Here is a 10,065-nt window from a genome sequence, read left to right as displayed (position 1 = left end):
ATGAATAACTTTTCTAACTTTCGCAGCGGCCAACTTTCGCAGCGGCCAACTTTCGCGGCGGCCAACTTTCGCGGCGGCACCCATGACCCAGCGGCCTTGAGGCGCAGTCTCAGCGCTTCAGCGGGAGTGGTACTTCTGCTGGGTCTCCGTCAGTCCTTCGGTCACGAGCATCTCGACTGCATCGGCGAGATCGCTGATGAAGATCGGCAGGGTCTTCTTCTCGTCGGTGCTGAAGGGCCGAAGCACGAACGACGCAGTGTCCATGCGGCCCGGCGGGCGGCCCACCCCGGCGCGCACCCGCAGATAGTCCCTGGTGCCGAGCGCCTGGGTGATCGAGCGCAGCCCGTTGTGCCCGCCTTCTCCCCCGCCGCGTTTGAGTTTGATGGCGTCGAAGTCGAGGTCGACGTCGTCGTGGATGGCGATGAGGTTGGCCGCGGGCACTGAGTAGAACTTCAGCAGCGCCTGCGTCGGCCCGCCGGTGACGTTCATATAACCCAGCGACTTCGCCAGCACCACGCGCGGTCCAGGCCTCCCGCCGATGCTGCCGAGCCGGCCCATCGCCGCGACCGCGCCGTGCTTGGTCTTGGCGAGGTTAAGGCTCATCCGGTCGGCGAGTTCGTCGACGGTCATCTGGCCGATGTTGTGCCGGGTCGGGGCATAGCGCGCCCCGGGATTGCCCAAGCCGATGACGAGCCACGTCTCATCGGCCATCGTCGTCCTCCTTCGTGAGCGCCGACCTCGATCCTGCCGGTCATGTCTACGGTAGCGAGTGAGTGAGCGTCGCGTGGCTTAGATCAGGCTTACCTGTCGTACCTGGCCGGGCTCGAGGCGGTGGCTGGTTGAATGCCGCAGCGGCAGGTCCCCGGGTGGGAACCTGCCGCTGCGTGCTCAGAGGTGAGCCGGTGGTCAGCCCGGCGTCTCAGCTGAGTGACAGGATCACTCCTCGTCGTCGCCCTCAGCCTTAGCGTCGCTACCCTGGGACTCGGCGTCGCTCTCAGCCGGAGCACCGGTGGCCGCAGCGACCTCTTCATCCACCGCGTCGGACTCGAGCTCGGCCTCGAGCTGCTCTTCGGAGAGCTCAGCGGAGACGTTGACGATGAGCAGCTCGGGATCGTCGACGAGTTCGGTGCCCTTCGGGACGGTGACGTCGGAGGCGTAGACGTGCTCGCCGACCTCGCGGCCCTCGATGGAGACCTCGACGGACTCCGGCAGGCTGGTGGCTTCAGCCAGCAGGCGGATGACCTGGTTGTCGATGGAGACGACGGTGCCGGGTGCGGCTTCGCCCTCGATGATGACCGGGACCTCGACCTCGATCTTCTCGCCGCGCTTGACGATGATGAGATCGAGGTGCTCGATGTTCCAGGTCACCGGGTGACGCTGGATATCACGAGCGATGGCCAGGCGGTTCTTCGAGCCGTCCGGGCTTTCGATCTCGAGCAGAGCGTTGGGCATCTTCATCGCCATCATGGTGGCGTGGCCGTCGAGTGCCAGATGGATGGGATCCTCGCCGTGGCCGTAGAGGACGGCGGGAACCTTGTCTGCGCGGCGGAGCCGGCGGGCAGCGCCCTTGCCGAAGTCCTCGCGGCGTTCTGCGATGAGCTTGAAGTCAGCCATTTTCTTCTCCTTCGTGGTGTGAGCACCACGGCGGACGAGCCTCGTGGTCGCTCCCGGGCCGGCACCGAGGTGGTGCGGTGGCGCTGTGCGCCGGAGAAGGGGGCTTACGAGAACCGCGTCGATTACGGAAACATGGGTTTCCCTCGCCGAGGTAACTCATCAAGGATACTCGCCTGGCGCCTCGGCGGCAAAACGACTGCGCACCTCGGCGGCAAAACGCCTGGCGCCTCGGCGGCAAAACGACTGCGCGCCTCGGCGGCAAAACGACTGCGGCGCCCCGACCGGTGCCGGGACGCCGCTGGAAGCCTGAGGCTCAGGCGAAGCTCATTCGATCTCGAACAGGCTGGTGACCGAGCCGTCTTCGAACACCTCGTGCACGGCGCGGGCGAGCAGCGGGGCGATCGAGAGCACGGTGAGCTTGTCGAACTTCTGCGAGTCCTCCAGGGGCAGAGTGTTCGTCACGATGACCTCGGAGGCGCACGAGTTCTTCAGCCGCTCGACAGCCGGGCCGGAGAACACGGCATGCGTCGAGACGATGACCACGCCCTTCGCACCGGCTTCCATGCAGGCATCGGCTGCCTGGACGATGGTGCCGCCGGTGTCGATCATGTCATCGACGAGCACTGCGGTGCGTCCCTCGACGTCACCGACGACGCGGTTGGCCTTCGTCTGGTTGGGCCGGTTGATGTCGCGGGTCTTGTGGATGAAGGCCAGCGGCACGCCGCCGAGGGCTGAGGACCAGTTCTCGGCGACCTTGATGCGGCCGGCGTCCGGGGACACCACAGCCAGTTCACCCGGATGGTTCTGCTTGACGTAGTCGGCCAGGATCGGCAGTGCCACGAGGTGGTCGACCGGTCCGTCGAAGAAGCCCTGGATCTGCGCAGTGTGCAGGTCGACGGCGATGAGCCGGTCGGCGCCGGCGGCTTTGTACATGTCAGCGACGAGGCGCGCGGAGATCGGCTCACGGCCGCGGTGCTTCTTGTCCTGGCGGGCGTAGGGGAAGAACGGGGCGATCACGGTGATGCGCTTGGCTGAGGCGCGCTTGAGCGCATCGACCATGAGCAGCTGCTCCATCAGCCAGTCGTTGATCGGCGCGCAGTGGGACTGCATGACGAACACATCCGAGCCGCGCACCGACTCGGAGTAGCGGACGTAGATCTCACCGTTGGCAAAGTTGTAGATGTCGGAGGGCAGCAGTTCAGTGCCCAGACATTCGGCGACCTGCTCGGCCAGCTCCATGTTCGCCCGGCCGGTGACGAGGACGAGCTCCTTCTCACCGGCTGCCGTAATCTTATTCACTACTCCGACTCCTTCTGCGTTTGCTGAGCAGCCTCGGCAGCCTGGGCGGCAGGCGTACCTGGACGGTTCTTCACTACCCAGTCTTCAACATTGCGCTGAGGTGCGACCGTGATGGCCAGCGCCCCAGGCGGAACATCCTTGCGGATCACGGTGCTCGCTCCCGAGTAGGCGCCGTCGCCTACTGTGACGGGGGCGACGAACATCGTGTCCGAGCCGGTGCGGCAGTAGGAGCCGATGGTGGTGTGGTGCTTGTTGATGCCGTCGTAGTTGACGAACACGGAGGCAGCGCCGATGTTGGTGTGCTCCCCGATCGTCGCATCGCCGACGTAGGACAGGTGCGGGACCTTCGAGCCGGTGCCGATCTTGGCGTTCTTCGTCTCGACGAAGGTGCCGATCTTGCCCTCGGTGCCCAGCTCGGTGCCCGGGCGCAGGTAGGCGAAGGGCCCGACGTTGGCGTTCTCGCCGATGACGGCCAGCTGGCCGTGGGTGCGCACCACCTGGGCCCCGGCGCGCACTTCGGTGTCCGTCAGCGTCGTGTCGGGTCCGATGACCGCGCCCGAGGCGATGTCGCAGGCGCCGTAGAGCTGCACGCCAGGCAGGATGGTCGCGTCGGCGGCGAGCACCGCATCGGCATCGATCCACGTAGTGTCGGGGTCGACGACGGTGACTCCTGCGCGCATCCAGTTCTCGATGACGCGCTTGTTGAGCTCCTTGCCCAGCTGGGCGAGCTGCACCCGGTCGTTGGCTCCCTCAACCTGCCAGAAGTCCTCGATCACGCGGGCGGCGACAGCCCCACCGGCGGCGCGGGCGATGCCGATGACATCGGTGAGGTACTTCTCCGCCTGGGCGTTGTCGGTCGAGACCTGCGCAAGGGACTCACGCAGCACAGCCGCGTCGAAGGCGTAGATGCCGGAGTTGATCTCCGTGATCTGCTTCTCCTCGTCGCTGGCGTCTTTCTCCTCGACGATGCGTTCGAGGTTGCCGGCGGCGTCGCGGACGATGCGCCCGTAGCCGTGCGGGCGGGCGACCTCGGCGGAGAGCACAGTGACCGCCCCAGAGCGCTGCTCGTGGAAGTCGACGAGGTCCGAGAGCGTCTCAGCGGTCAGCAGCGGCACGTCGCCGTAGGTGACGACGATGGTGCCGGTGAGGTCTTCGGGCAGCTGGGTGAGCGCGCATTCGGCGGCGCGTCCGGTGCCGGGGATGTCGTCCTGGTCAGCGACGAGCACCTGCCGGTCGATCGCCTCGGCGATGGCCGAGACATGCTCGGCGACCTGCTCACGGGCGTGCCGGAGGACGACGACGAGATGCTGAGGCTGGGCACCGGCGGCGGCGTTGATCGCGTGGTGGAGCAGAGACCGCCCGCCGATCGGGTGCATGACCTTCGGTGTGGCGGACTTCATCCTCGTACCCTCACCGGCGGCCAGCACGATGACGGCTGCGGGGCGGTTGACAGTCATGTTCACTCCTTCATCCGGGCGGCCGGATCGTCGACGCGCTCCGCCCATAGGATTCGAACCTATACTGCACGGCTCCAAAGGCCGGCGTGCTGCCATTACACCAGGGCGGATCATGCAGTCCCGGCCGCCCGCAGACCCCGGGGCCGCGATCACTCGGGCACAATCTTGCCACTAGAATGAAGCCTATGGAAATTCTTCGCGATATTCTCCTGTTCCTGCACCTGCTCGGCATGGCGGTCATCATCGGCGGTTACTTCGCCACGATCCGCCGGCCCCATGTCATGCCCGGAATGCTGCACGCCGCCTACCTCCAGCTCATCACCGGCATCGGTCTCGTCGGCATCATCGAGATGGCCGGTGACCCGTCTGCCGCCTTCCACATGAAGATCGGCATCAAGGCGCTGCTCGCCATCGCCGTGGCCGTCACCGCGTTCATCGGCAACCGCAAGCAGAAGCGCGCCCGCGCCACCGCAGGTGCCGGCGAACCGGCCGCTGCGACCGGCCCGGAGCCCAGCGCCGGCCTCGCCCACGCGACGTTCGCACTCGCCCTGCTGGCGGTGCTCGTCGCCGTGTTCGTCAACGTCTGAGCCGACTGCCGCTCAAGGAGATGCCGGCGCCCTGTCACGGGGTGCCGGCATCGTCGTCTTCTTCCCTCGCGCCCGAGGCGGTCGGCGCCTTGGCCGCGTCTGGCCCGGTTGGTAGATTGCTAAGACCATGTCTTCACTCTTCGAGTTCCTCAACACCGCCCCGGATTCCCCTCCGCCGCACGCTGCGCTGCCGGAGATGCCCGTGCCCGAGGCGCCGGCTGACTTCGCTGACATCGCCCACCCGGCTGACGACGCCGATGCTGAACTCGGCGTGCCTGAGGCGGCAGGTGAGACCGGTGCTGCAGGCGCCCACCGCCTCGGTGCCGGTGACCCGGCCGAGCTGCTCGATGGGCTCAATCCCGAGCAGTCTGCTGCGGTCACGCATGCCGGGTCGCCGCTGCTCATCGTCGCTGGCGCCGGTTCGGGCAAGACGACGGTGCTCACCCGCCGGATCGCCTATGCGTTGCGCACCGGGCGCGCCCATCCCGGCCAGGTGCTCGCGATCACGTTCACGAACAAGGCCGCCAAGGAGATGCAGGAGCGCATCGGCGCGCTCATCGGTCCGCAGGCGCGCGGTATGTGGGTGTCGACGTTCCATTCGGCGTGTGTGCGGATCCTGCGGCGGGAGGCGAAGACGTTGGGCATGAAGTCGAACTTCGTCGTCTACGATGCGCAGGATTCGCTGCGTCTCATCACGCAGGTCGCCCGTGAGGCCGATGTCGATGTCAAGCGCTTCACCCCCAAGTCGCTGCAGCACCGGATCTCAGCGCTGAAGAACGACCTCATCACCGCTGAGGACTATGCCGGGCAGGCGCGGCTGGACAATCCGGCCGATCAGGCCCTCGCCGAGGTGTACCGCCGGTACGCTGAGCGGCTGCGGCTGGCCAATGCGTTCGACTTCGATGACCTCATCATGGAGACGGTGCATCTGCTCGGCGCCTTCGCCGACGTCGCCGCCTACTACCGCAGCCGGTTCCAGCACATCCTCGTCGATGAGTATCAGGACACGAACCCGGCCCAGTATGCGCTCATTCGGGCGTTGGCCGGGGCTGATGCCGATCATCTGTCGGCGGAGCTGACTGTCGTCGGCGATGCCGATCAGTCGATCTACGCTTTCCGCGGGGCGACGGTGCGCAACATCGTCGAGTTCGAGAAGGACTTTCCGCAGGCGCGCACGATCCTGCTGGAGCAGAACTACCGGTCGACGCAGAACATCCTCTCAGCCGCGAATGCGGTCATCGCCAACAATGAGGACCGCAAGGACAAGCGGCTGTGGACAGCTGCCGGTGACGGTGCGCCGGTCGTCGGCTGGGTGGCCGAGAACGAGCAGGCCGAGGCGCAGTTCATCGTCGACCGGATCGATGAGCTCATCGACCAAGGCGACACCGTCTACGGCGACTGTGCGGTGTTCTACCGCACGAACGCCCAGTCCCGCGCGATCGAGGATGCGCTCGTGCGCGCCGGCATGCCCTACCGGGTCGTCGGCGGCACCCGGTTCTATGAGCGCAAGGAGATCAAGGACGCCCTCGCCTACCTGCGGGTGCTGGCGAACCCGGCCGATGACGTCAACCTGCGCCGCATCATCAATGTGCCCAAGCGCTCGATCGGCGACCGGACGGTCGCGATGCTCGGTGCGTTCGCCGAACGCGAGCGGGTGACGTTCTTCGAGGCGCTCGAACGTGCTGATGAGGTGCCGGGGCTCTCCAGCCGGGCGAAGGGCCCGCTGGAGAAGTTCCGGGCGCTTTTCGCAGACCTGCAGTCGACGGCGGAGGGTGCGCAGGTCGCCCGCGTGCTCGAATCGGTGCTCGAGCAGACCGGGTATCTGGCCGAGCTGCAGGCCAGCACGGATCCGCAGGACGAGTCACGCGTCGACAACCTCGCCGAGCTCGTCGCCGTCGCCGAGGCCTTCGACGCCCGCGGTGAGGGCGCGACACTCGATGACTTCCTCGAACTCGTGTCCCTGTCTTCGGATGCCGACCAGATCCCGGATGAGGAGTCCGGGGAGGTCACGCTCATGACCCTGCACACGGCCAAGGGCCTGGAGTTCCCGACGGTGTTCCTCACCGGCATGGAGGATGGCAGCTTCCCGCACCAGCGCTCCTTCAACGACCCTTCTGAGATGTCCGAGGAGCGCCGGCTTGCCTATGTGGGGCTGACGCGGGCGCAGAAGCGGCTCATCCTCACCCGCGCGGAGACCCGCAGCATGTGGGGTCAGCCGCAGTACAACCCGCCGAGCCGGTTCCTGTCTGAGATCCCCGACTCCCTCATCGAATGGGAGAACACCGGCACCCTGTCGGCTGAAGCGCTCACCGCCGCCGCCGGCGGGTACGGCTCCGGAGGTTTCGGCAGCTCGTACGGCGGAGGCTACTCCGGAGGCTCGTATGGCGGCGGGTTCACCGGCGGGTCGAGTTCGTTCCGCTCCAGCTCGGCTGCCGGGCGCTCATCGTCGCGTGCGACCTCGAAGTCCCCGGGCACCGGGTTCCCCAACCGCATCCGGCCCAACCGCGAGGTCATCCAGGTCGCTGCCGGCGACCGGGTCTCCCATGACTCCTTCGGGCTGGGCACCGTCATCGAGATCAAGGGCAGCGGCGACAAGACCGTCGCCGTCGTCGACTTCAAATCACTGGGCACCAAGCGGCTGCTCATGCGCTACGCACCGGTCGAAAAGCTCTGACAGGTGCCCACCGCCTCGGCGGCGGTGAGCACGACACAGGCCCAGCACCGCACGGTGCTGGGCCTGTGGCTGTCAGCCCGCAGGCTGCGTGTCAGTCAGAGGGGCGTCACTCGCTGCCGAGCTTGCCGTCTGCGGCATCTCGGCCCTTGTTGATCTGGTCGTCGAACTTCCCGCCGGAAGCATCCGAAGCCTTCTGCGCCGCGTGGTCGAGGCCCTTGTCGGTGGCCTGCTCACCCTTGTCCGAGTTCATGGCGCCCTTGGCCTTGTTGCCGAGGTCTCCGAGTCCCATATCAAACTCCTTCTCAACATCGTGTCCCGGTCATGTGACCGGCTGTGGATTCCACCTTTGCAGATCGGTTTCCGGCTGTAAAGGCTCTCGCGCGAGTGGAAACGCGGTGTTCACGCCGCCTTCACATCGCCGCCGGTGCCCGGCTGCAGCGATGTGTCAGTGGCCGGGGACGACGAGGCTGAGTCCGGCCAGCGCACCGGCGAGGATGAGGATGGTGATGACATCGGCCCGGCGCGGCCGGTTTACCCACATCTCCCCAAGTGGGCCGGGCAGCATCCGCAGTCCTGCCAGCAGGAACAGGCCGGCGGCCAAGGTCAGTCCGCCCAGCCGGAAGCTCAGCAGCGCAACGGCTGCTGACAGGAAGATCCAGATGAGGCTGGCCAGCAGCATCCAGTCGCGGCGGGTGGGGTTGGAGTAGCGGCGCTTCCAGTAGATCCAGCGTTTGGAGAACCAGTTGCGCCCGCGCCCGCGCGGCAGCGGCCGGCGCTGATGGCGCGGGGACTGCTCGGCAGCCGTCGACCCGGCAGCCGGCGGTCGTCCGGCTGGCTGCCGGGAGGCGGCGTGACGGGGTTCAGTGGAAGAAATGGCGGGTTCCCGTGAAGTACATCGTCACTCCGGCCTGCTCGGCGGCGGCGATGACCTCCTCATCGCGGATCGAACCACCCGGCTGCACGATCGCGGTGACACCGGCCTTGGCGAGCACTTCGAGTCCGTCGGCGAACGGGAAGAACGCATCGGAGGCGGCCACCGATCCGGTCACCCGGTCGCCGGCGCGCTGGACGGCCAGCTGGGCGGAGTCGACGCGGTTGACCTGGCCCATGCCGACACCGACCGAGGCGCCGTCGGCGGCAAGCAGGATCGCATTGGACTTCACCGCCCGGCAGGCCCGCCACGCGAAGGCGAGATCGCGCAGCGTCGCCTCATCGACGGCCTGTCCAGCCGCCAGGGTCCAGTTGGCCGGGTCGTCGCCGTCGGCCTGGAAGCTGTCGCGGTCCTGGATGAGCACACCCCCGGAGATCTGGCGGAACTCCTGAGTGTCAGGCTGCCAGTCGCCGAGTTCGAGCAGGCGCAGGTTCTTCTTCGTCTTGAGGATCTCCAGAGCCGCAGGCGCGAACGACGGGGCTGCGAGCACCTCGGTGAAGATCGGCTTGACCGATTCGGCCATCTCGACGGTGACCTCGCGGTTGGCGGCGATGACCCCGCCGTAGGCCGAGACCGGGTCGCAGGCGTGGGCCTTCCGGTGGGCGTCGGCGATGTCGGCCGCGACCGCGATGCCGCACGGGTTGGCGTGCTTGATGATCGCCACTGCCGGCTCGTCGAAGTCGTAGGCGGCGCGGATCGCAGCGTCAGTGTCCTGGTAGTTGTTGTACGACATCTCCTTGCCACCGAGCTGCTCGGCACCAGCGATGCCGCCGCCTGCCGCGGTCTGGTAGACGGCAGCGGCCTGGTGCGGGTTCTCGCCGTAGCGCAGCCCGTGCTTCTTGACAGCGGTGATGCCGAAGAAGTCGCCGGGCTCATTGCCATCTGCGAGCTGGCCGGCCAGCCAGCCGGCGACTGCGGCGTCGTAGGAGGCGGTGTGGGCGAATGCCTCGGCGGCGAGCCGGCGGCGGGTGCCGATGTCGAAGCCGCCGGATTCGGCAGCGGTGACGACCTCGCTGTAACGCGCCGGGTCGGTCACGATCGCGACACTCGGGTGGTTCTTCGCTGCCGCGCGCACCATGGCCGGGCCGCCGATGTCGATCTGCTCGACACAGGCGTCGAAGTCCGCGCCCGAGGCGACGGTCTCGGTGAACGGGTAGAGGTTGACGACGACGAGGTCGAAGGCCTCGACACCGAGCTCGGTCAGCTGGCTGACGTGGTCGTCCTTGCGGGTGTCGGCGAGGATGCCGGCGTGGATCTTCGGGTGGAGGGTCTTGACGCGGCCTTCGAGGCATTCGGGGAAGCCGGTGACGTCCTCGACGGGGGTGACGTCGACGCCTGCGTCAGCGATCTGCTTGGCCGTCGAGCCGGTCGAGACGATCGCTACACCTGCGGCGGCGAGCCCGCGAGCCAGGTCGGTCAGGCCGGTCTTGTCGTAGACGCTGATGAGGGCGCGGCGGATCGGACGTTGGGCTTCCACAGGGGTCTCCTCTATACGGGTGTGCG

9 protein-coding genes and 1 tRNA gene are annotated in these 10,065 nt (G+C 67.2%); 2 read left to right on the top strand and 8 right to left on the bottom strand.

Features of this window, described 5'->3' with window-relative positions:
* Positions 1 to 117: 117 nt before the first annotated feature.
* The 5 genes from pth to B4E96_RS04400 form a co-directional block, all read right to left on the bottom strand.
* On the bottom strand, positions 118 to 711 hold the full coding sequence (gene pth, locus B4E96_RS04420; protein WP_286956549.1) for an aminoacyl-tRNA hydrolase: 594 nt from the start codon (positions 709 to 711) through the stop codon (positions 118 to 120).
* Between the two features lie 225 nt (positions 712 to 936).
* The gene (locus tag B4E96_RS04415; protein WP_259834906.1) at positions 937 to 1,614 is read right to left on the bottom strand and encodes a 50S ribosomal protein L25/general stress protein Ctc; all 678 of its coding nucleotides are present in this window, start codon (positions 1,612 to 1,614) and stop codon (positions 937 to 939) included.
* A gap of 324 nt (positions 1,615 to 1,938) precedes the next feature.
* Entirely contained in the window at positions 1,939 to 2,913 is a 975-nt protein-coding gene (locus B4E96_RS04410; RefSeq protein ID WP_259857113.1) for a ribose-phosphate diphosphokinase, read from the bottom strand.
* A complete protein-coding gene (gene glmU, locus B4E96_RS04405; protein WP_286956548.1) occupies positions 2,913 to 4,370 on the bottom strand; it encodes a bifunctional UDP-N-acetylglucosamine diphosphorylase/glucosamine-1-phosphate N-acetyltransferase GlmU in 1,458 nt (485 codons plus the stop codon). The genes B4E96_RS04410 and glmU overlap by 1 nt, the downstream gene beginning before the upstream one ends.
* 38 nt (positions 4,371 to 4,408) lie before the next feature.
* Positions 4,409 to 4,480: transfer RNA gene (locus B4E96_RS04400), tRNA-Gln, on the bottom strand.
* 75 nt (positions 4,481 to 4,555) lie between these two features.
* Here B4E96_RS04400 and B4E96_RS04395 point away from each other — a divergent pair.
* Positions 4,556 to 4,957 carry a hypothetical protein gene (locus tag B4E96_RS04395; RefSeq protein ID WP_286956547.1) on the top strand — a complete coding sequence of 134 codons (402 nt, stop codon included), beginning with the start codon at positions 4,556 to 4,558 and terminating at the stop codon, positions 4,955 to 4,957.
* A 127-nt stretch (positions 4,958 to 5,084) separates the two neighbouring features.
* The gene (pcrA, locus tag B4E96_RS04390) at positions 5,085 to 7,631 is read left to right on the top strand and encodes a DNA helicase PcrA (protein ID WP_286956546.1); all 2,547 of its coding nucleotides are present in this window, start codon (positions 5,085 to 5,087) and stop codon (positions 7,629 to 7,631) included.
* A gap of 106 nt (positions 7,632 to 7,737) precedes the next feature.
* Here the strand turns inward: pcrA and B4E96_RS04385 are convergent, their stop codons facing one another.
* The 3 genes from B4E96_RS04385 to purH all read right to left on the bottom strand — a co-directional run bounded on the left by B4E96_RS04385 (position 7,738) and on the right by purH (position 10,039).
* Entirely contained in the window at positions 7,738 to 7,920 is a 183-nt protein-coding gene (locus B4E96_RS04385) for an antitoxin (protein ID WP_259846511.1), read from the bottom strand.
* A gap of 156 nt (positions 7,921 to 8,076) precedes the next feature.
* Positions 8,077 to 8,310, bottom strand: coding sequence for a hypothetical protein (locus B4E96_RS04380; RefSeq protein WP_225210940.1), 234 nt, complete (start codon positions 8,308 to 8,310; stop codon positions 8,077 to 8,079).
* 181 nt (positions 8,311 to 8,491) lie between these two features.
* Positions 8,492 to 10,039: a bifunctional phosphoribosylaminoimidazolecarboxamide formyltransferase/IMP cyclohydrolase gene (gene purH, locus B4E96_RS04375; protein WP_286956545.1), complete on the bottom strand. Its 1,548-nt coding sequence runs from the start codon at positions 10,037 to 10,039 to the stop codon at positions 8,492 to 8,494.
* Positions 10,040 to 10,065 lie beyond the last annotated feature (26 nt).

This window comes from Brevibacterium sp. UBA7493 (assembly GCF_002479565.1).
GTDB classification, from domain to species: domain Bacteria; phylum Actinomycetota; class Actinomycetes; order Actinomycetales; family Brevibacteriaceae; genus Brevibacterium; species Brevibacterium luteolum.
This window is presented reverse-complemented; position numbering and strand designations above follow the sequence as displayed.